Annotated in this window: 21 protein-coding genes; 19 read left to right on the top strand and 2 right to left on the bottom strand. The window is 57.4% G+C overall.

What is annotated here, in order from left to right; genetic code table 11:
- The first annotated feature begins 102 nt into the window (after positions 1 to 102).
- From hisZ to NWF31_RS00270, 11 genes are all read left to right on the top strand, one after another.
- Positions 103 to 1,311, top strand: coding sequence for an ATP phosphoribosyltransferase regulatory subunit (gene hisZ / locus NWF31_RS00320; protein WP_258358509.1), 1,209 nt, complete (start codon positions 103 to 105; stop codon positions 1,309 to 1,311).
- A complete protein-coding gene (gene hisG, locus NWF31_RS00315) occupies positions 1,312 to 1,995 on the top strand; it encodes an ATP phosphoribosyltransferase (RefSeq protein WP_258358508.1) in 684 nt (227 codons plus the stop codon). It begins immediately after the preceding gene.
- Positions 1,979 to 3,274 carry a histidinol dehydrogenase gene (gene hisD, locus NWF31_RS00310; RefSeq protein ID WP_258358507.1) on the top strand — a complete coding sequence of 432 codons (1,296 nt, stop codon included), beginning with the start codon at positions 1,979 to 1,981 and terminating at the stop codon, positions 3,272 to 3,274. The genes hisG and hisD overlap by 17 nt, the downstream gene beginning before the upstream one ends.
- A complete protein-coding gene (hisB, locus tag NWF31_RS00305) occupies positions 3,264 to 3,854 on the top strand; it encodes an imidazoleglycerol-phosphate dehydratase HisB (RefSeq protein ID WP_258358506.1) in 591 nt (196 codons plus the stop codon). Before hisD ends, hisB begins: the two co-directional genes overlap by 11 nt.
- A 62-nt stretch (positions 3,855 to 3,916) precedes the next feature.
- Positions 3,917 to 4,549 carry an imidazole glycerol phosphate synthase subunit HisH gene (gene hisH, locus NWF31_RS00300; protein WP_258358505.1) on the top strand — a complete coding sequence of 211 codons (633 nt, stop codon included), beginning with the start codon at positions 3,917 to 3,919 and terminating at the stop codon, positions 4,547 to 4,549.
- A complete protein-coding gene (gene hisA / locus NWF31_RS00295; protein WP_258358504.1) occupies positions 4,527 to 5,258 on the top strand; it encodes a 1-(5-phosphoribosyl)-5-[(5-phosphoribosylamino)methylideneamino]imidazole-4-carboxamide isomerase in 732 nt (243 codons plus the stop codon). Before hisH ends, hisA begins: the two co-directional genes overlap by 23 nt.
- A 1-nt stretch (position 5,259) precedes the next feature.
- A complete protein-coding gene (hisF, locus tag NWF31_RS00290; RefSeq protein ID WP_258358503.1) occupies positions 5,260 to 6,024 on the top strand; it encodes an imidazole glycerol phosphate synthase subunit HisF in 765 nt (254 codons plus the stop codon).
- 3 nt (positions 6,025 to 6,027) lie between these two features.
- The gene (gene hisI / locus NWF31_RS00285; protein ID WP_258358502.1) at positions 6,028 to 6,840 is read left to right on the top strand and encodes a phosphoribosyl-AMP cyclohydrolase; all 813 of its coding nucleotides are present in this window, start codon (positions 6,028 to 6,030) and stop codon (positions 6,838 to 6,840) included.
- 143 nt (positions 6,841 to 6,983) lie between these two features.
- Positions 6,984 to 8,642 carry a methyl-accepting chemotaxis protein gene (locus NWF31_RS00280; RefSeq protein ID WP_258358501.1) on the top strand — a complete coding sequence of 553 codons (1,659 nt, stop codon included), beginning with the start codon at positions 6,984 to 6,986 and terminating at the stop codon, positions 8,640 to 8,642.
- Between the two features lie 72 nt (positions 8,643 to 8,714).
- Complete coding sequence (locus NWF31_RS00275; protein WP_258358500.1) at positions 8,715 to 9,050, top strand: hypothetical protein; 336 nt, start codon at positions 8,715 to 8,717, stop codon at positions 9,048 to 9,050.
- 493 nt (positions 9,051 to 9,543) lie between these two features.
- The gene (locus tag NWF31_RS00270) at positions 9,544 to 10,944 is read left to right on the top strand and encodes a S8 family peptidase (RefSeq protein ID WP_258358499.1); all 1,401 of its coding nucleotides are present in this window, start codon (positions 9,544 to 9,546) and stop codon (positions 10,942 to 10,944) included.
- Between the two features lie 513 nt (positions 10,945 to 11,457).
- On the opposite strand, the gene hepT is transcribed toward NWF31_RS00270, so the two are convergent.
- Positions 11,458 to 11,880 (bottom strand): type VII toxin-antitoxin system HepT family RNase toxin, encoded by a 423-nt coding sequence (gene hepT, locus NWF31_RS00265; protein ID WP_258358498.1) that lies wholly within the window; start codon positions 11,878 to 11,880, stop codon positions 11,458 to 11,460.
- 170 nt (positions 11,881 to 12,050) lie between these two features.
- Between hepT and NWF31_RS00260 the strand changes: the two genes are divergently transcribed.
- Positions 12,051 to 13,349, top strand: a complete 1,299-nt coding sequence (locus tag NWF31_RS00260) for a DUF438 domain-containing protein (RefSeq protein ID WP_258358497.1) — start codon at positions 12,051 to 12,053, stop codon at positions 13,347 to 13,349.
- 98 nt (positions 13,350 to 13,447) lie between these two features.
- On the opposite strand, the gene NWF31_RS00255 is transcribed toward NWF31_RS00260, so the two are convergent.
- Positions 13,448 to 14,134 carry a hypothetical protein gene (locus tag NWF31_RS00255; RefSeq protein WP_258358496.1) on the bottom strand — a complete coding sequence of 229 codons (687 nt, stop codon included), beginning with the start codon at positions 14,132 to 14,134 and terminating at the stop codon, positions 13,448 to 13,450.
- Between the two features lie 205 nt (positions 14,135 to 14,339).
- Between NWF31_RS00255 and pcrA the strand changes: the two genes are divergently transcribed.
- The 7 genes from pcrA (at position 14,340) to gatA (ending at position 21,529) form a co-directional block, all read left to right on the top strand.
- Positions 14,340 to 16,526, top strand: coding sequence for a DNA helicase PcrA (gene pcrA / locus NWF31_RS00250; protein ID WP_422880221.1), 2,187 nt, complete (start codon positions 14,340 to 14,342; stop codon positions 16,524 to 16,526).
- A gap of 72 nt (positions 16,527 to 16,598) precedes the next feature.
- Positions 16,599 to 18,596 carry an NAD-dependent DNA ligase LigA gene (ligA, locus tag NWF31_RS00245; protein WP_258358495.1) on the top strand — a complete coding sequence of 666 codons (1,998 nt, stop codon included), beginning with the start codon at positions 16,599 to 16,601 and terminating at the stop codon, positions 18,594 to 18,596.
- A 35-nt stretch (positions 18,597 to 18,631) separates the two neighbouring features.
- Positions 18,632 to 18,829, top strand: a complete 198-nt coding sequence (locus tag NWF31_RS00240; protein ID WP_258358494.1) for a hypothetical protein — start codon at positions 18,632 to 18,634, stop codon at positions 18,827 to 18,829.
- Positions 18,830 to 18,970: 141 nt separating this feature from the next.
- The gene (locus NWF31_RS00235; RefSeq protein ID WP_258358493.1) at positions 18,971 to 19,228 is read left to right on the top strand and encodes a hypothetical protein; all 258 of its coding nucleotides are present in this window, start codon (positions 18,971 to 18,973) and stop codon (positions 19,226 to 19,228) included.
- The gene (locus tag NWF31_RS00230) at positions 19,218 to 19,667 is read left to right on the top strand and encodes a PIN domain-containing protein (protein ID WP_258358492.1); all 450 of its coding nucleotides are present in this window, start codon (positions 19,218 to 19,220) and stop codon (positions 19,665 to 19,667) included. The genes NWF31_RS00235 and NWF31_RS00230 overlap by 11 nt, the downstream gene beginning before the upstream one ends.
- Positions 19,668 to 19,764: 97 nt before the next feature.
- Entirely contained in the window at positions 19,765 to 20,049 is a 285-nt protein-coding gene (gatC, locus tag NWF31_RS00225) for an Asp-tRNA(Asn)/Glu-tRNA(Gln) amidotransferase subunit GatC (RefSeq protein ID WP_258358491.1), read from the top strand.
- 16 nt (positions 20,050 to 20,065) lie between these two features.
- Positions 20,066 to 21,529: an Asp-tRNA(Asn)/Glu-tRNA(Gln) amidotransferase subunit GatA gene (gene gatA / locus NWF31_RS00220; protein WP_258358490.1), complete on the top strand. Its 1,464-nt coding sequence runs from the start codon at positions 20,066 to 20,068 to the stop codon at positions 21,527 to 21,529.
- Position 21,530: the final 1 nt, after the last annotated feature.

Below are 21,530 nucleotides of genomic sequence, written 5' to 3'. Positions count from 1 at the left end.
CTGGCGGCTCCTGGCGGCGGCAGGCGGTTTTTGTCAGGATGGAGATCCGGTGTTATTATTACGTTAATATGTTAACATGGTAAAGTAACGGAGTGAAGGTTAGTGGCGGGCTACTTGAATTTCCAGGTACCGGCGGGGGTGCGGGATTTGCTGCCGCCGGAGGCAACTGCCCTCAGGGAACTGGAGCAAGAACTGGTGGCTTTCTTTCAGAGTTGGGGTTACCGGGAAGTGTTGACCCCGACTTTTGAATTTGTGGAAACCTTCCAGGCCGGCTCTCCCGCCGGGGAGGAAGGGAGCCTCTATAAATTTATCGACCGCGATGGGCGGGTTCTCGCCCTGCGGCCGGAGATGACGGCCCCTATAGCCCGCCTGGTGGCCACCTCTTTAAGGCGGGAGGATGTGCCCCTCCGCCTGTGTTACCGCGCCGGTGTTTTTCGTTATGAGGAACCACGGGCCGGGCGCCTGCGGGAATTTCACCAGGCCGGGGTGGAGCTCATTGGTGCCGGGGGCGAAGCGGCCGACGCCGAGATTATTGCCCTGGCGGTAGAAACCTTGTTAAAGGCCGGGTTGCAGGAATTTCGTATCGGCATCGGCCAGGTGGCTGTAACCAAGGGGGTACTCCAGGACCTGGAATTGCCCCGGGAAGCAGTGGCCCAAATTAAAGCAGCCCTGGCCGGCAAGGATCTGGTGGGCCTGGAGGGTCTTATCGACGGGTACAATCTCAAGGGAAGGAAGAAGCGGCACTTAGAACTCCTCGCCACTTTACACGGGGGTAAAGAAGCCCTTGAGGAAGCCCGGACCAATTTTAACCGGGGCGGGGCAATAGCCGCCCTGGCGGGACTGGAACGGGTGTGGAAGGCCCTGGCAGCCTGCGGCCTGGAAAAGTGGCTCTTCATCGATTTGGGTATACTGCGGGATTTTGATTACTATACGGGTATTGTTTTTGAAGGTTATGTACCGGGCCTGGGAGTCCCCGTCTGCGGCGGTGGCCGCTATGACGACCTGCTGGGCCGGTTTGGTTATCCCTGCCCGGCCACCGGCTTTGCTCTGGGACTGGAACGGATCCTCATGGCCCGGAGCGAGGTAAAGGGAACGGGGCAGGACGAGGGTTACCTGGTGGCCGGCCGGGACCTGGCGGCGGTTCTGCGGCGGGCGCGGGAACTGCACCGGGAGGGGACCACGGTAATTATTGATGGACAGAGCGAAAATCGCCGGCAAGCAGCAGACCGGGCCGCCGCCCGGGGGTTGGCCCTGGTTTGGGTGGAGCCGCTTACGGGGACCGGTGAACCGCAAGGGAAGGATGATGTTTAAATGGGCACCGCCATGCTGACCCTGGCCCTGCCCAAAGGCAAGCTCGGTGATGATGCTATTCAGTTATTGGCTAAGGCCGGGTTTCCCGTAAAAGGCATAGCCACTGAAACAAGGCAGCTCGTTTTTTCTTTCCCGGCCGAAGGGGTGCGCTATATAATCTGCCGGCCTACGGACGTGCCTACCTATGTAGAACACGGGGCCGCCGACCTGGGGATTGTCGGCAAGGACACCCTGGCGGAGGCCGGAGCCGATGTCTTTGAACTGGTAGACCTGGGGTTCGGCTACTGCCGTTTTGTAGTAGCGGCGCCCCGGCGCCGTTGGGAGGAAGCCGGCCACTCCCTGGAGACCTTGCTGACCGGCAGCCGCCGGGTGGCCACCAAGTTTCCCCGGGTGGCAGCAGCTTTTTTCCGGGAACGGGGTTTACCGGTAGAAATAATCAAGCTCCACGGCAATATTGAGCTGGCGCCCCTGGTAGGACTGGCCGACCTGATTGTGGATATCGTATCCACCGGCCGGACGTTAAAGGAAAATGATTTGGTGGAAGTAACCGGTATCTTTCCCTCCACCGCCCGCTTGATTGCCAACCGCGTCAGTTACCGGATCAATTACCAGCGTTTGCGGCCGGTAATAGAAGCCTTAAAGGCGGCCGCACAAGGAGGTGCCGGTATTGCTACCTGTTCTTGAGGGTGAAGAGGTGCGGCGCCGCTGGGCCGGCCGGCTCCTGGCCCAGGCCGATGTGGCTGCGCGGGTACGCGCGATCGTCGCCGCGGTCAGGGATGAAGGCCAGGCTGCTGTAGAGCATTACACCCGCGTGCTGGATGGAGTGGAATTAAAAAAGGCCGGTTTCCGGGTCACGGACCGGGAGATTGAGGCGGCTTATGAGGCCGTAACCCCGGAACTCCTGGAGGCCGTGCGGCAGGCCCGGGACAATATTGCCACCTACCACCGCCGCGAGCTGCGGGGTTCCTGGATGGAGGCGGGTGGCGACGGGACCATCCTGGGCCAGATCTGCCGCCCCTTAAAACGGGTGGGCCTTTACGTTCCCGGGGGTACGGCGGCTTACCCCTCTTCGGTTTTAATGACCGCCGTGCCGGCGCAGGTCGCCGGGGTTGGTGAAATTGCCCTGGCGACGCCACCGCGGCGGGACGGGACCCTGCCGCCCCTGCTCCTGGTGGCGGCTGCCGAGGCAGGGGTGACGGAAATCTATAAAATGGGCGGGGCCCAGGCCGTAGCCGCCCTGGCCTACGGGACGGAAGCAGTCCCTCCTGTGGATAAGATTGCTGGCCCGGGCAATATTTATGTTACCCTGGCGAAAAAAGAAGTTTACGGCGTTGTCGATATTGACATGCTGGCGGGCCCCAGCGAAATCGTGGTCATAGCCGATACTTGCGCCCGGCCGGACTGGGTGGCCGCCGATCTCCTTTCCCAGGCGGAACACGATGCCCTGGCCGGCGCGGTCCTGATTACCCCGGAAGAAAAACTGGCCCGGGCGGTGGTAGAGGAAGTCGCCCGCCAGCTGGAAACCCTGTCCCGGCGGGAGATAGCCGCCCGCTCCCTGGTAAGCTTCGGGGCGGTCGTGGTAGTACCCGACCTGGAGGCCGCCCTGGACCTGGCCAATGCCCTGGCTCCGGAGCACCTGGAATTATACGTGACCGATCCCTGGGCCTGGCTGGGCCGGGTGGAAAATGCCGGGGCGATTTTCCTGGGGCCATACAGCTCCGAGCCCCTGGGCGACTACTGGGCCGGGCCCAGCCATGTTTTGCCAACGGGAGGGACGGCCAGGTTTTATTCACCTTTAAGCGTGGCCACTTTTATAAAGAAAAGCAGTCTTATCGCTGCCGGGCCGGCTTCCCTGCAGGCGGCGGGCAGGTTTATCCAGGCTTTAGCCCGGACTGAAGGATTGGAAGCCCATGCCCGGGCCATTGGCATCCGGCTGGAGGAGGGGGTTAAAGATGAGCCGTAAAGCCTTGATTGAGCGCCGGACAGCAGAAACCAGTATTCGCGTTAAACTTGACCTGGACGGCGGTGGCAAATGGCAGGGAAGCAGCGGTATCCCCTTCTTTGATCATTTACTGGCCCAGCTGGCCCGCCACGGGCTCCTGGACCTGGAAATCCAGGCCGCAGGGGATCTGGAAGTTGACAATCATCACACCATAGAAGATATTGGGATCTGCCTGGGACAGGCCGTTAAAGAGGCCCTGGGGGATAAAGCCGGCATTAATCGTTACGGCCATGCCTTGATTCCCATGGATGAGGCTCTGGTCCAGGTAGTGCTGGATTTTAGCGGCAGGCCCTATCTTGCCTGCAACCTCGACCTGGATCCGGGCCGGATTGGCAGCCTGGAAACGGAACTTATTGAAGAATTCCTGCGGGCCTTTGTCAATCAAGGCTGCCTTACCCTGCACGTACGGAAGCTGGCCGGTCGTAACGGCCATCATATCGCCGAGGCCCTCTTCAAAGCCCTGGGCCGGGCCATGAGGGATGCCGCCGGTCGTGATCCCCGGGTGGAGGGGATTCCTTCTACCAAGGGTAGCCTGGACTGATCCTATACAGAACGGGATAGGAAAGTTTGGCCTCATGAAATGTTATTTGTGGAGGAAGCAGGATGCGGCCGCTAGCCATTATCGATTATGGGATGGGCAATCTTTTGAGCGTTAAAAAGGCCCTGGAGAAGCTGGGTTATCCGGCGGAGATAACCCTGGATCCGGAGGTGGTGCTGGCTGCTCCCGGCGTCATCCTCCCGGGAGTAGGGGCCTTTGCCGATGCCATGAACAACTTGCGGGAGCGGGGCCTGGTGGCAGCTATCCGGGAAGCGGTGCGGAAGGGCGTGCCCTTCCTGGGCATCTGCCTGGGGCTGCAGATCCTTTTCAGCACCAGTGAAGAAGGTGGTCCCGTGGAAGGACTAAATCTTTTATCAGGCGAAGTCAAACGCCTGCCCCCGGGGCTCAAAGTTCCCCACATGGGGTGGAACCAGGTACAACTGCTCAAGGCTGGAGAGCTTTTTCAGGGAGTTCCCACGGCCACGAACTTTTACTTTGTCCACTCTTATTATATTGACCCGGCCGATAAAACCATCATTACCGGTACTACTGATTATGGGTTAACCTTTGCCGTCAGTATCCAGCGGGATAATCTCTTCGGGGTCCAGTTCCACCCGGAAAAGAGCAGTCGCTGGGGCCTTGTGGTATTAAAAAACTTTGGGGAGCTGGTAAGCCGTGCTGATCCTGCCTGCCATTGACCTGAGGGAAGGACGTTGCGTGCGCCTTTACCAGGGGCGACCGGAAGCCGAGACTATCTACTCTACCGAACCCGTGGCCGTTGCCCGGGGCTGGGAAGCAAGGGGGGCCCGCTGGCTCCATGTGGTGGACCTGGATGGGGCCTTTGCCGGTCGGCCGCGGAATATGGAGGTTATCGCTGCCATAATCAAAGGGGTGCGCATCCCGGTCCAGGTCGGGGGCGGCATCCGCACCATGGAAAGCCTTGAAGCGCTCTTTGCTGCTGGGGCGGCCCGGGTCGTCCTGGGGACGGTAGCCATCACCAATCCGGAAATAGTTGCTGAGGCAGTAGCACGTTACGGCGACCGGGTAGCCGTAGGTATTGACAGCCGCGAGGGAAGGGTGGCCGTAGAAGGCTGGGCAGCAACGGTCGAAGAAGAAGCCCTGGACTTTGCCGGCCGCATGGCCGCCCTGGGGGTAGAGCGGGCCGTCTTTACCGATATCAGCCGCGACGGTACCCTCCGGGGTCCCAACCTGGCCGCTACCAGGAATATGGCCAGGATGAGCGGCCTGAAGGTTATCGCCTCCGGCGGTATTGCCAGCCTGGACGACATTCGCGCCCTGCGGGACCTGGAGAAGGACGGTGTGGAAGGGGCCATCCTGGGACGGGCCCTTTACAACGGCAATTTTACCCTGGAAGAAGCCCTGGTCGTGGCCGGGGAGGAGGATTAAGATGCTCACCAGGCGGATTATTCCCTGCCTGGATGTGGATCACGGGCGGGTAGTTAAAGGTACCAATTTTGTTAACTTAAGGGATGCCGGAGATCCGGTGGAACTGGCGGCGGCCTATGACCGTGCCGGCGCCGATGAACTGGTGTTCCTGGATATCTCGGCTTCGGCCGAAGGCCGGGAGATTATGGTCGACGTGGTGCGGCGGACGGCGGCGGAAGTCTTTATTCCCTTTACCGTGGGAGGCGGCCTGCGCACCCTGGAGGATATTCGCCGCATGCTGGCCGCCGGGGCCGATAAAGTATCCCTGAATACGGCCGCTGTAGAGGATCCCGAACTCGTGGCAAAGGCAGCCCGGCGTTTCGGCAGCCAGTGCGTGGTGGTGGCCATCGATGCCCGCCGTACCGGGGCCGGTGGCTGGGAGGTCTATACCCACGGCGGCCGCCGGCCGGCTGGAAAAGACGCCCTGGAGTGGGCCCGCCAGGTGGAGGAACTGGGAGCGGGGGAGATCCTCCTTACCAGTATGGACTGCGACGGCACTCTGGCGGGCTACGACCTGGAACTGACGGCGGCCGTCAGCACCGCCGTCAATATTCCGGTAATCGCCTCGGGGGGCGTAGGAAACCTGGAGCACCTCTATGAAGGTTTGACGGCCGGCAGGGCCGACGCCGTCCTGGCGGCCTCGATTTTTCACTTCGGCACCTATACTATTGCTGAAGTCAAGGGCTATCTGGCAGCGCGGGGCGTTCCCGTGCGTTTGGAGGAATAGACCATGGGAGTGACAATACCCGGGGAATTACGATTTAATGAAGACGGTTTAATCCCAGCCGTTATCCAGGATGTAGAAAGCGGTCAAGTTTTGATGCTGGCCTATATGAACCGGGAGGCCCTGGCCCGCACCCTGGCCACCGGCGAGACATGGTTTTACAGCCGCAGCCGCCGGGAACTCTGGCACAAAGGGGCCACCTCGGGCCACCGCCAGTATATTGTCAAGGCCAGCTACGACTGCGACGCCGACACCCTGCTCTTCCTGGTCCGCCAGGTGGGAGTGGCCTGCCACGAAGGGGAGTTTTCCTGCTTTCATCACCCTTTAGCATTACAGGTAAGAACACCCGGGGCTACAGGAGAAAAAATACCGACGAACCGCGATGCCGGCCCGGATAACCAAAATATCCCCGGCGAGAAGCAAGTTGGCACCCGGTCGCCTGCAGGAAACCTTACGGCTGCCGGCAAGCGTGCTGGAACCCTAACCGCGAATCTGGGGACTATAATGGCCGAAGTTTTCCGCGTAATTAAAGAACGCCAGGCTACCCGGCCGGAAGGGTCTTACACCTCCTACCTTTTTGAACACGGGCAGGATAAGATCCTGAAAAAGCTCGGCGAAGAGGCGTCGGAAACTATCATTGCCTCAAAGAACGACAGCCGGGGAGAAATTTTATACGAGATGGCCGACCTCTATTATCACACTTTAGTTTTACTGGCCTATCATGACCTGACCCCGGAGCAACTGGCCGCCGAGCTGGCGGGCCGCCTGCCGGCGTCAAAAACATCCAACAACCATCCCGGCGATGTTTCCAGCGCTTGAGGCTTGAGTTTATTCACATCATGCGTATGCCGTGCAAGCGACAACTGCATGGCGGCCTGATCTTCATATGCCCGGCCGGTTTTATCTAGTCAATTACAAAAAAATGTGGTAATATAGAGAATAATGCCGGGAGGTGGAGGAATTTGGCAATCAATTTCCGTACCAAACTTTTTTACTTTATCCTCTTGCTATTTCTGGCACTGGGCCCGGGAACGGCGGGTACCGCCCTTGTCGCCGTGCAGGGTATAAGCTGGCAGATTCTCCTTTTGCCAGCCATTGTGGCGGGGGCCCTGGGTTTAATTTTAAGCCTGGTTATCCTGGTTAATCTCTACATAAAATGGATGCGCCCCTTGCAACGGGTAATGCAGTTCCTTAATTTGCTTGGCGAAGGCGACCCGGTACGCGCAGAACAATCTTTGACCGGGGCGCAGTTAGGGGAGAGTTTCCAGGGACCGGTAATCGCCGTCCTGGATAGTTTTTATCGCCTGGTTGGTCGTATGCAGCTTACCGCCGATGAACTCTCTCACTTTTCCCAAAATCTTCGGGAAAGCACCGGAACCAGTTATCGCAACCTGGAAGAGGTGACTTCAGCCATCCAGGAGATTGCCGGCGGTGCCGACGAGCAGGCGGGATCTGCCCAAAAGGTGGCGGAAAATATCAAAACGTTACATAGCCTGGCGGAAGATATCAGCGACCGGGCCGGGCTGGGAACAGAGTTAGGAATGGAAGTCAGGAGCAAGGAAGAGGAAGGGCGCCGGTTGCTGGAGCAGTTGCTCCAGGAAATCAAGGCCGGGGCCGCGTCTATCCAGGAGGCGGCCGGCCGCATGCGTCAGCTGGAAACTAAAATGGAACAAATCAATACCCTGGTCCAGGCGGTTACGGCCATTGCCGATCAGACCAACCTGCTGGCTTTAAATGCCGCCATTGAAGCCGCCCGTGCCGGTGAGCAAGGCCGCGGTTTTGCCGTGGTAGCCGAAGAGGTGCGCAAACTGGCCGAACAATCGGCGGCGGCCGCCCAGAACATAACCTCCCTGGCGGCAGCCATCAGCGAAGAGGCGCGCCAGACGGCGGCCCAGGTAGATAAAAACGTCGAACTGGTCCGGAGCAACCTCCAACGAGGGACCCAGGTAAAAGAGAATTTTATAGCTGTAAGCCAGGCGATCAATAAGGCCGCCGAAGTCATGACCAACATCAGCCACCATACCCAGAACCAGCTGGCCAGGGTGCGGGAGGTAAGCGAGGCAGCCAACCGTATGGCGGCCGTGGCCCAGGAAACGGCCGCCAGCATTGAAGAGGTATCGGCTGCAACGCAGGAACAAAAGGCCACTATGGCGGTGGTGGAAGAGAATACGCGCCGGTTTAGCGCCATGGCGGAGAATTTCTTTACCATGGCTGCCGCTTTTACCCGGGACGGGTGGGACCAGGAACTGCGCCGGGAACTTGTTAACCAGGGTTATGCGGTGCTGGAAAAGCTGGCCGCCGATCCTGCTGTTAAGAAAATGGAAGCGGCCACCCTGACACCGCTCCTTGACGCCGCCTTCAACGAAACGGCTGTTATCCAGACCTTAATTGCTACCCTACCGGACGGGGCAACTATTTATAACCGGCCGGATGCGGGAGTAAGCAACTGGTCCTTCCGGCCATGGTTCCAGGCGGCCGTAAGGGGTGAACGCTATGCCAGCGAGCCCTATGTGACTCAGAGTTCTAACCGGGTGGCCATCACCGTCGCGGTTCCTGTACGCGCCGGTGACGGCCGCATCACCGGCGTCCTGGCGGCCAATATAGCACCGGCGGGAAAATAACGGCTGGCGGGCACCAAAAGCGGGGGCAGGGCATATAATGATCAAGGGTAAATTTTATGCGAGGTGAGGCCCATGAGTGCGGATCTGGATGCCCTGCGCCAGCGCGTCATTGAAGCAGCTACCAGCGGGAAATCCCTGGGACAGGTTTTTAAAGAGATGGGCATAACGCCCGATAACCCTGCTGTCGTCCAAGAAATAATGGCTCAGGCGGGTATCGACCCTGCGGCCATGTTCCCGCATGGCCAGGTAGATATGGCCGGTTTTGTAAATAACATAACCAAAGATTTAAGCCCGGAGATGAAGAAGCAACTTGCCCGGCTAATTGAAGGGATGGCGGGGGAGATTAATAACGGCCGACCCCTGCCGCCGGATATCCAGGAGTTTCTCAACAGCTGGCAAAAAAGTTGAAGGCATTCCCAGAGCGGTAACGGCCCTACCAGTAAGAAGAGCCCCGGGGTAAAACCCCGGGGCCTTTATATTAAAACCCCGGCGGGGCCGGGGTTTTCCCGCTCATGCATTGGCTGCACTGAGAGGGATGAAGAAGACAAGGAATATGGGAATGATAATAATCACGATAAGAGGAATAAACAACCACCAGAGGTTAAAACCTTGACCACTCACTGGATATTCCTCCTACTTGGCATTTAGCGGGAACAAGAAGAACAGGAAGATGATGGGGATGATAATGATGACCGGGATGATGATGATAAACCACCACAGCAATTCTTGTGTCATAAAAGTAACCTCCTTTTTCCCTTAGCAGGGACCTTATCTAGACCTAGCATATGCAATTCCGGGTCTGGAGGTTAATAAAAAAGGGAAAATTTTTTGCCGGCCGGTTTGTATTTATTGAACCCCCTCCGGAAGCGCTACATAGAATGGAGCAAAGGAGGGGTTAACCATGTGGCCTGTTTTGCTGGTTTATTATGCCGGTGTAGCAGTAATGACCGGCGTTTCCCTTACCCCCTTGGGCAGAGATGATGACGGCAGCCGGAAAATTATCATGTTCCGCAAGCACCGGCCCTTGAGCAATTGTCACGAAACAATCCTGAAAAAGGGCGGGCGGGTAGTACGCGAATTGCCCCTCGTACATGCCCTGGCAGTAAGGATACCGGAAAAGGGGCAGGCCTTTGCAGAGCTGGGTTTAGACCCGGATGTCCTTTTGATTGAAGACGATTTCCTGGTCCAGACAGTAGCCCTGCCGGCAGTGAGGTTACGGCAGCGGGGGCAGACTATTCCCTGGGGCGTGATGCGGATTGGCGCGCCGAAGGCCTGGCCGGAAGCGGCGGGAGAAAAGGTGAAGGTAGCCATCCTGGATACGGGCATTGATGCCAGCCATCCCGACCTTAAGGCTAACATCCGTGGTACCAAGAATATTAAATTTCCCGGCTGGGAGGCCGGGGATGGCAATGGCCACGGCACTCATGTGGCCGGGATAATTGCAGCGCTCAATAATAATTTTGGGGTAGTAGGAGTAGCCCCCCGGGCGGAGATTTATGCCGTCAAGATTTTCAACCGCCGGGGCAACGGTTATATATCCGAGATTATAGCCGGCCTGGACTGGGCGCTGCAAAACAAAATGCAGGTCGTCAACATGAGTTTCGGCACCACCCGGCCGAGCCAGGCCCTGGAAGAAGCCGTCCGTCGATGTGTCCAGGCCGGCATGGTCCTGGTGGCGGCCGCCGGCAATGAGGGGAAAGAAAACAGCGTCATGTACCCGGCCCGTTACCCCGGTGTTATCGCCGTTTCGGCTGTTAACGACAAAGATAACCTGGCCCGCTTCAGCAGCCGGGGTCCGGAAGTCACGGTAACTGCTCCGGGAGTTGATATCCTTTCCACCTTCCCGGGAGGTAAATATAGGGCCATGAGCGGTACCTCCATGGCCTGTCCCCATGTTGCTGGCGTGGCGGCCCTGGTGCTCTCCTGGGAGAGGCACATTCCCGGCAGGCAAGTAGTAAAGACTATCACCAGCACGGCCACCAGGCTTCCGGGTTTAACACCCGAAGAACAGGGATCCGGGTTGGTGAATGCATCCTTCCTGGAGGCCGGGAACCGCTTTAATGTGGAGGCCGGGAAAGGCCCGGTAGTCCCTTCTTTAAGTATGCTACCTGCTACCTTCAATGATAAGTTAAATAAAAAGCGACCTGGTTTAATTCCGGGTCGCTATTACGAAGGGCCCGAATTTTGCTACCTTGACAGCTACCGTGTTGGAGAGGAGCAAGACAACCACGAAGGCAACCATCACGAGGAGAAAAAGTTTGTTACGCAAGAAAATCACTCCTTGTTTTGTAAAGGCGGGTGACTGCGACCGCCAGCCCTAAGGCTATTTTTACATTAACAGACCCGGGGTACCCATAAAAGAGGCCGCCGTATCCTGGAATTATTAGAAGAGATAAAGGCTGTTAACCAGCAGTTTCTTGATAAGCGGATTTATAGTATCACCCAGCCCGAACAAAACCAGAGTGAATTGTAAAAAGTTTTGGGCCTTCCACTTTCACCTAAAATTTAACCTTCAGGTAGCCACTAAGAGCCCCAGAAAGGGGGTGTAGTGACAATTGTCCCTATGGACCTCCTTGATTTTTAAGGGGTGATGTCAAAATTAAGGAGCTCCGAGCCAAACTCGTACCATGCTAGTGGGCTGCGAGGTGCCCACCGCGGCAATTTCTCGTTCCCCGCGAGGTTTGAGGGAGGTGCGTAGGGGTAACCCACAGCACCAAGCTGCCTGACAAAGGCTCGCGAGGGCCATTTATTAGGGAAAGGAGATTAAATTGTATTTAAATGTAAAAATAAGCACAAAAGCGGAGGTTCGGGTTTGTTAGCGCCTCTCCAGGTAATTCACAATATGTTGACAGAACAGCGTGAAGTCCCCCAGGCGGTTTTGCAGGATTTCATAAAGTTCTTCCGGTGTCACCTTATTGTATTCACGGACAAGACGATTGCGGTAACCGGCCATGCCCATAATCTGGCGGGCAAATTCTGCGGGTAATATCTGCCCGTTCTTCATCTTTTCGATTATCGCCCGGTAGTCCTGGGGGACGCCCAGGCCTGATTTTACCACCAGGTGGCGGCCCAGGTCAAACAATGCTTCCAGGGCCCGGCGCAACCTGTTCTCGGCAATATCCACAGCATCTTCGTCTTGCAGGAATTGTTCCCGTGGCATGCGCGCCAGGAGCTGCAACCTTCTTATGGCGCTATGAATAATACCCAGCCTTGCGGCTATTAGTTCCTCATTGAACAAGGGATGAAGCCTCCCTTATTGTTTCATATAATTCCCGCTTGCCCTAGTGCAGATGGTAATTATAGTCAAGATATAAACCGGAAATAACGTATTCGAAGGAAGGAATAAAATAACAAAATAATGCGAACAGTGCCCGGCGCCGGCACTGGCGTGCAAGTAAAGAGGGTTTTTTGAGCGCAAAGATGTATAACCCGGACTTTGGCCAGGGAAACATTTTAGTAAATAAGCGAAAAGGAGAAATGGTCGTGAGTGAACTGCTGGATGCCCGGGAAGAGCGCCAGGAAATTTTAAAGGGGATTATCCGGGATTTACATGCCGGTAAGGACCTGGAAGAGCTGAAACAACGCTTTGCCCGGCTGATCCGTAACGTCAGCCCGGGTGAAATTGCGGCCCTGGAAAGCCGGCTTATTGCCGAGGGCATGCCGGAAGAGGAGATCAAGCGCTTATGCGATGTTCACGTCGCCCTGTTTAAAGAATCCCTGGCCGAACAGCAGGTTGAACCCACCCCGCCCGGCCACCCCGTCCACACCTTCCGCCTGGAGAACGAGGCCATCCGCGGCGTGGTGGAGGCCCTGAAGAAGCTCCTGGGGCAAATTAAGGCGGCAGATAAGGAAGGCCGGGAAGTTTTCCGGCGGCGGAAGGAAGAAATTAAAAAAGAGCTGGCCCGCCTGGCGGAAATCGACAAGCATTACCTCCGCAAGGAGCACCAGCTGTTTCCGCTGCTGGAACGGCGGGGAGTATACGGCCCGCCCAAGGTCATGTGGCAGTTCCACGACGACATCCGGGCTATGTTGAAAAAGGTAACCCGTGCCGTGGATGAAGATGATCTGGCTACTGTTATCAACCAGGGAAACGAACTTCTCACAGCTATAGTGGAAATGATTAATAAGGAAGAAAGCATCCTCTTTCCCATGGCCCTGGAAAAGCTTACACCCTCCGACTGGGTGGAGGTACGCCGGGGTGAAGAGGAAATAGGCTACGCCCTGGTTGCTCCCGGGAACGAATGGCGGCCGCGCCCGGCGGCCGGGACCGCCCCGGATGCGCAGGAAAAAGAAGGCCCGGCAGGGGCAATCGAGTTAGCTACCGGCAGGTTGACCCCGGAACAGGTCAACCTGCTCCTTACCCATTTGCCTGTAGATATCACCTTTGTTGACGAGAATGACAAGGTCCGCTATTATTCCGCCGGTAAGCATCGCATTTTTACCCGCAGCCCGGCTATCATCGGCCGTAAAGTGCAGAACTGCCACCCCCCGGCCAGCGTTCATGTGGTGGAGAAGATTCTGGCCGAATTCCGGGACGGTACCAAGAATGAGGCTGAATTCTGGCTGACAATGAACGGCCGCTTCATTCATATTCGCTATTTCGCCGTGCGCGACGCTGAGGGCCGGTACCGGGGCGTGGTGGAGGTTACCCAGGACGTGACGGACATCCGCGCCCTGGAAGGAGAAAAGCGCCTGCTCGACTGGTAGGATGGCAGTAAGGGCAGGGCGGCAAAGAGTTGGCTGGGGGATATAGACAGCGTGTTGGCTCAAGTTGAATACAAGGGATTAAGGAAAAAGCTCTGGCTCTAGCCAGAGCTTTCTCCTTGCGGGGGCGGGTTGAGACCTATTTTCAGGACCTGGGCCAGCATCCGGCCGGTAAACTGCTGGAATTCGGGGGTGCGAATGAGGTTCCACACTAATTCTAAGGATGAAGCCGGTAGCTGCATAGAAATGGTGCCGGCGGTACCGGCAGCTGGAGCCAGGCCCAGTTCCTTTTCCAGGGTACCTTTGGCGATGTTCACAATGTTTCCGGCCGTCTCGATACCGGTATCGGCATACATCAAAAAAGCCCTGATTTTCTCGATCCAGACCCGCAGCTCGGCCAGGACCTGGTTAACACTGCCGTTTAAAATAGCTTCCCGGAAGAGGGCCTGGCTGTGGGCGGCCAGGGTCAGGGGCTGGCTTTGGGGCGGGGAGTGCTGCCGGGATGGCTCGGCTGCGGTGGCAGAATCTGGGTTACTCCCCTCCGGCGCGCCGGGATTGGCAATATCGTTGCTGCCGTAAGGCCGGCCGGTAGCGAGGATGCCGGGAACAGCCCCGGTTTCCGGCAGGGGCGGAGAGACTGTCGCCCCATCGTCATGCGCTTGTTCTCCTGCCAGTCCGTCCAGGGCGATGGTAATTGGATCTTCCCGGGTAGGATGCAGGCGGGTAGCTAATTTTGGGGGATCCTTGTAAAGCACCTTGTTCACCTCACAATTTTGTATCTCCTGCATTATATGCAGCCTCCTCACGGTTGGGAATGACCGTCCCCTCTTGCTCTTAACGGCAACGTTTGCTGGTACCCGGCTACTTCTTCAAGGTAGAGGGCTATGCTGAAATGTAATCGATCGGCCTGTAATCATAAACGGGCGGCTAGTTATTCGGGCTTTACACCCCCGCTATAAGCAGGTTTTTATCTTATCGGGGCGAATATAAGTAATGTTTGGGAGTGTGAAGAACTTGGCAGACTTTATGGCTTTACTTAACAAGCCCCAGCAAGAAGCCGTCAGCCATCGCGGCGCGCCCCTCCTGGTGCTGGCCGGTGCCGGGAGCGGCAAAACCAGGGTTTTGACTTACCGGGTGGCCTCGCTGATCCAGGAAGGGGTGGCTCCGGAAAATATCCTGGCGGTAACCTTTACCAATAAAGCGGCCCAGGAAATGAAGGAACGCCTGGAGGGACTGGTAGGCAACGCGGCCCGGGGCCTCTGGGTCAGTACCTTCCACTCGGCCTGTGTTCGCATTTTAAGGCGCGATGCCCACCTGCTGGGTTACCGGCCCAATTTCACCATTTACGACACCGACGACCAGCAGGTTGTCATTCGCGAGGTTTTAAAGGAATTAAACCTGGATGAGAAAAAGTTCCCGCCCCGCTCGGTAGCCCATGTTATCAGCAATGCTAAAAACTCCTTGCAGACACCCGAACAATACCTCGGCTGGAGCGCAACTATAAAAGAACAGCAGCAGGGCACTATCTACCGCCGCTACCAGGAGAGGCTTAAAGCTGCTAATGCCATGGATTTTGATGACCTCATCATGCAGGTGGTAGCCCTCTGGCAGAATAACCCCTTGATTTTGCGTTACTACCAGCAGCGCTGGCAGCATATCCTGGTGGACGAGTACCAGGATACCAACCATGCCCAGTATGTCCTGGTGCGCCTGCTGGCCGGCAATGGTGAAAACCTCTGCGTCGTCGGCGACCCGGACCAGGGCATTTACGGCTGGCGCGGGGCCGACATCGGCAATATCCTGGCCTTTGAAGAGGATTTTCCCAATGCCCGGGTAATCCTCCTGGAAGAGAATTACCGTTCCACCCAGCCCATCCTCAAGGCGGCCAATGCCGTTATCCAGCACAATGTGGGCCGCAAGGAAAAGCGCCTCTGGACGCGGCGGCGGGAAGGGGAACTGCTGCACCTCTACAGCGCCGGCGATGAACGCGACGAAGGTAATTATATTGCTGCTGAAATTTACCGCCGCCACAGCCAGGAAAGCCGGCCCTTCAGCGATTTTGCCGTCCTCTACCGTACCCATGCCCAGTCGCGGGCTTTAGAAGAGGCCTTTCTCCAGGCGGGCATTCCCTATGAAATCGTCGGCGGCCTGAAATTCTACCAGCGGAAAGAGATCAAGGACATCCTGGCCTATTTGCGCGTGATAGCCAACCCCGATGACACCACCAGCCTTTTGAGGATTATCAATGTCCCGCGGCGGGGCATCGGCGAAACCTCCCTGGCCCGCTTGCAGGTCTTCGCCGCGAGTAATGGGGCCAGCCTTTACAGAGCTTTGCAACAGGTAGATGCCATCCCCGGTATTCCGGCTAAAGGCCGGCAGGCTCTCCGGGAATTGATCATTCTCCTGGATAACCTGCGCCAGCAGCAGGAAAACTTAACAATAACGGCCATGGTTACCGCGGTTTTGCAAGAAACCGGTTATCAGGCCGAGTTAGAAGGGGAAAAAACACCGGAAGCCCAGGCGCGGCTGGAAAACCTGAAAGAGTTCCTGACGGTTACCAGGGGATACGATCAGGGCACTGAAAAGCCCGAACTGGCCGATTTCCTGGCCCAGGTGGCCCTGGTGGCCGAAAGCGACACCTACAGCAGCGGTAACGCAGTGGTCTTTATGACCATGCATACGGCCAAGGGCCTGGAGTTCCCGGTGGTCTTCCTGGCGGGCCTGGAAGAAGGGGTCTTCCCCCATTTTCGCTCCCTGGAGGACCCGGAGGAGATGGAAGAAGAACGCCGCCTCTGCTATGTGGGCATGACCAGGGCGAAGGAAGTCCTCTACCTTACCCATGCCTGGACCCGCAACCTTTACGGCAATACCATGAGCAACCCTCCTTCCCGTTTCCTGGCGGAAATACCGCCTGATTTAATCGACCGGGATGGACAGGCCGGCCTCCCAGCTTCCGGGGGCGGTATCACCGGCCGCCAGCAGGGCCGGCCCGGGACCGGGATAGCTCGCGGGGTCCAGTTTGACTGGCAACTGGGGGATAAAGTCCAGCATAATAGTTTTGGTCTCGGGGTTGTTGTAAAAATCAGTGGCGAAGGTGAGGATACTGTTATCAGCGTGGCCTTCCCCGAAAGAGGGATCAAGCAACTTATGGTCCGGTACGCTCCGGTTAGGAAGGTGTAGAACCCTGGGGGTCTCCTGTTGCCAGGGGGCATGAATATCAGCCTGGCGATTTTCGTATAAAGGGGAGATAGTATGGATCTGGCTGCGGCCCGGCAGAGGGTTGAAGAACTGCGGCGCCTGATCGAAGAACACAACTACCGCTACTATGTCCTCGACCAGCCGGTAATCAGCGACCGGGAATACGACGCCCTGATGCAGGAATTAATAGCCCTGGAAGAGGCCTACCCGGAACTCCTAACGCCGGATTCCCCCAGCCAGCGGGTAGGCGGCGCGCCCCGGGAGGACTTCAATCCCGTCCGGCATCCCGAAGTTTTATTAAGTTTAAATGACGCCTTCCATGAGGGCGATTTGCTGGATTTCGACCGCCGGGTGCGGGAAATAACCGGCGGTGAGGTTTCCTACCTTATCGAGCCGAAAATAGACGGCCTGACGGTGGCCCTCACCTATATTGACGGGGTTTTCAGCCTGGGGGCCACCCGGGGCGACGGCCGGGTGGGAGAAGAAGTAACGGCGAACCTGCGGACCATCCCCGTCCTTCCCTTGCGCCTGCGGCGGCCCCTGCCTCACCTGGTGGTGCGGGGTGAGGTCTACATGCCCAAGGGGGCCTTCGCTCGCCTGAACGCCCGGCGGGAGGAGGCTGGCGAGCCCCTCTTTGCCAACCCCCGCAATGCCGCGGCCGGCTCCCTGCGCCAGCTTGACCCCAAAGTAACGGCCGGCCGTAGCTTAAGCCTTTTTGTCTACCAGGTGATCAGCGTTGCCGGGGCCGAAGTTGCTACCCAGGCCGAAGCCCTGGACTTCCTGGCCCAACTTGGTTTACCCGTCAACCCTTACCGCTTCCTGGCCCGGGACATCCAGGCCTTGCTGGCGGAAGTAAAGGCCTGGACGCCGGAGCGCCGCGCGGCCCTGCCCTATGAAATCGACGGCCTGGTGATCAAGGTTAACGACCTGGCCCTGTACCCCGTTTTAGGTGCTACGGCCAAAGCGCCGCGCTGGGCCGTGGCCTATAAATTCCCGGCCGAGCAGGCGACGACCCGGGTGGAGGGGATTATCCTCCGGGTGGGGCGGACGGGTGTCCTGACCCCGACGGCCGTCTTAACGCCGGTACGCCTGGCGGGGACGACCGTCAGCAGGGCTACGCTGCATAATGAAGACTACATCCGGGATAAGGACATCCGCATCGGCGATACGGTGGTCATCCAGAAGGCTGGCGACATCATTCCGGAAGTGGTGGAGGTCCTGCCCGGACACCGGACCGGGACGGAAGAGGTTTTTACCATGCCGGAGAAGTGCCCGGCCTGCGGCGCGGCAGTCACCCGCCCCCCTGGAGAAGCAGCCCACCGCTGTACCGGGGGTTTAGCCTGCCCGGCCCAGGTCCAGGAAGGGATCATCCACTTTGCCTCTCGTGGAGCCATGGACATCCAGGGCCTGGGCCCGGCCATCGTTACCCAGCTCCTGGAGGCGGGCCTCATCCGGGATGCTGCCGATCTCTATTACCTGCAAAAGGAAGACCTGCTAAAACTGGAGCGCTTTGGCGAGCAGTCGGCTGGTAACCTCATTGCGGCCATTGCCGCCAGCAAGGATCAGCCCCTGGAACGCCTGCTCTTTGGCCTCGGGATTCGCCATGTGGGCGAGCGGGCGGCGCGGGTCCTGGCCGGCCACTTCGGCTCCCTGGAGAAGCTGAGGGCGGCCTCAGAGGAGGAACTGACCTCCCTGCCCGATATAGGTCCCCGCATTGCCGCGAGCATCCGGGAGTTTTTTGCCGAGCCCAGGAATCTGGCCGTCCTGGAGAAGTTGAAAAAAGCCGGGGTGCGCATGGAAGCCGCAAGGACGGCGGCTCCGGCCGGGCCCCTGGCTGGCAGGACCTTCGTCATAACCGGCACCCTGCCGGGAATGACACGCAAGGAGGCTGAGGAGCTAATAACCCGCGCCGGGGGCAAGATGGCAAGCAGTGTGAGTAAAAAGACCGATTACCTGGTGGCCGGTGAAAAACCGGGTTCCAAGTACGACCGCGCCCGGGAACTGGGGGTGCCGGTAATCGACATGGACGGGTTAAGGCGACTGTTGGGTTGATAAAATTAAACTGTAACGATTGGAGGTTTCGGAAAATGGTACCGGTAAGGACTTTAGCCATTTTTCCTTTCTTAGTTCTCCTGTTTTTCGCTATAACCGGCTTATTCCAGTGGCTCTGGAACATTACCATGCCTGAAGTGTTCAATTTTAGGAAGATTACCTTCTGGCAGGCCCTGCGTTTGTTGCTCCTCGCAGGCCTCCTTTTTGGCGGCGTCCATTTTACCGGACGTTAGGTTAAGGGGCGGGGAGATGCAGCAAAATGGTATTTAAAAGATCGGGTAATACCCTTAATGAGGAACTACGTTGGCAACAAGCCGGGTTGATGCCACATGACAATGTATAATATAATGTATATTACGAAGGGGGCGATAGGCATGAAAAGGATGATCCGTAAACAACTATATCTAAGTGCTGATCAAAACTTAATTCTCAAAGAGACTGCCAGGGAAATGGGGATAACTGAAGCGGAATTAGTCCGCTGGGCTATTGATAGGCATATCGATACTTTTAAGTGGCAAAAGAAAGACAGTAAAGCTTGGGATAAGGAAAGAGAGTTTATCCAACAATGGATTAAACAAGGGCCAGTTAATGGCAGGCGTACATGGAAGCGGGAAGACCTGTATGAGCGCTAAAATATTTGTTGATACAAATGTAATGGTCTATGCCTATGATCGTTCCGAACCCAAAAAACAAGAAAAAGCCTTACAGGTACTTGAGTTTTTAGCAAAGAGAAGAATTGGCGTCATTAGTGCCCAGGTACTAGCCGAATTTTTTGTGACCGTCACCCGCAAAATACAGCAACCACTAACAGTAGAACTGGCCTATCAACGGGTCCAAAATTACCTTGCTTCCTGGACGGTTCTTGATTTGACAGGCTTAATTATTATTGAAGCGGCCCGGGGTGTTCGCGAATATCAGTTATCTTATTGGGATGCCCAAATTTGGGCAACAGCCCGCTTGAACCAAATTAACATTGTTTTGAGTGAAGACTTTAATCCGGGTTCTACTTTGGAAGGCGTTTCTTTTGTTAATCCGTTTGATGAGGATTTTATCTTGGCATCCTTGATCTAAATGTCCATTAATTTAGCAATGCTGACGGCTCAACATTGCCGTCAGCCGGCCCTTTTGCTATAATTAGGCAGAAGCACACCGGAAAGGTGGTTAAAGTATGCCCATTAGCACTGCTGAGGTAGATCATGTAGCCCTGCTGGCCCGCCTGAAACTTTCGCCTGAGGAAAAGGCGGCCTACACCGGGCAGCTCAATGCCATCCTGGAATATATGGATAAATTGAACGCCCTGGACACCACGGACGTGGAGCCCACTGCTCACGTGCTACCTTTACGCAATGTTTTCCGCGATGACGTGGCGCGGCCCGGGCTACCCCGGGAGAAGGCCCTGGCCGGGGCACCGGCAGCCAGTGAAGGCCAGTTTAAAGTACCGCGGGTAGTTTAGACCGGGAGGTTTAGGTATGGATTTACACTATTTGACCGCCCACGAGCTGGGCGAGCTTTTACAGCACCGGGAGGTCAGTGCGGTAGAGTTGACCGAAGCCATTATCGACCGCATTGAGGCCGTAGACGGCCGGGTGCAGGCTTATCTAACCCGCACGGCTGCAGAAGCTTTGGAGCAGGCCAAAGCCGTTGACGCGGCCCGCGCCCGGGGGGAAGACCCGGGGCCCCTGGCCGGCGTGCCCATGGCCCTGAAGGACAACCTCTGTACGGAAGGAGTACGGACAACCTGTGCTTCCCGGATGCTGGCCGGATGGGTGCCGCCCTATGACGCTACAGTGGTCAGGCGCCTGAAAGAGGCCGGTGCGGTAATGCTGGGCAAGCTGAATATGGACGAATTTGCCATGGGTTCATCCACGGAAAACTCCGGCTTTTTTCCGACCCGTAATCCCTGGGACCTGGAAAGGGTACCGGGGGGATCCAGCGGCGGTTCGGTAGCGGCCGTGGCCGCCGGGGAGGCCTGTTACACCCTTGGATCTGACACCGGGGGTTCCATCCGCCAGCCGGCTGCCTTCTGCGGTGTAGTCGGTATGAAGCCGACCTATGGCCGGGTGTCACGCTACGGCCTGGTGGCCTTCGCCTCATCCCTGGATCAAATCGGACCCATCACCCGGGATGTGACCGACTGCGCCCTGGTCCTGGGGATCATTGCCGGCCACGACCCCATGGATTCCACTTCGGCCGACCTGCCGGTACCTGACTACCGCGCCGCCCTGCGGCCGGATATAAAGGGTTTAAAAATAGGCATACCGCGGGAGTATTTCGGCACCGGCATAGAACCCGAGGTGGAAAACGTCGTCCGCCGGGCCATTGCCAAACTGGAAGAATTGGGGGCCGTCTGCGAAGAAACCTCCCTGCCCCATACGGAATACGCCCTGCCGGCCTACTACCTGGTAGCCCCGGCGGAGGCTTCCTCCAACCTGGCTCGTTATGACGGCGTGGGCTTTGGCCTGCGGGTGCCGGGCAGGGATATTATTGAAATGTATATGAACACCAGGAGCCAGGGTTTCGGTCCGGAGGTCAAGCGGCGCATCATGCTGGGCACTTACGCCTTGAGCTCGGGCTACTACGACGCTTATTACCTGAAAGCCCTGAAGGTCAGGACACTGATCCGCCGGGACTTTGAAGCCGCCTTTGCTAGATACGATATCCTGGCAACGCCGGCTACGCCGACGGTGGCCTTCCGCCTGGGAGAAAAGGCCGGGGATCCCCTGGCCATGTACCTGTCCGACCTTTGCACCATCCCCGTCAATATGGCCGGGCTGCCGGCTATCTCCTTACCCTGCGGCTACAGCCAGGGCCTCCCCGTAGGCCTGCAGTTGATCGGTAAAGCCTTTGATGAGGCGACCCTTTTGCGGGTAGCATACGCCTTTGAACAAGCAACCGAATATCACCGGCGGCGGCCGGAGCTGGGAGTGGCTTAAA

This window comes from Neomoorella sulfitireducens (genome assembly GCF_024733845.1).
Lineage (GTDB): Bacteria > Bacillota > DSM-521 > Neomoorellales > Neomoorellaceae > Neomoorella > Neomoorella sulfitireducens.
This window is presented reverse-complemented; position numbering and strand designations above follow the sequence as displayed.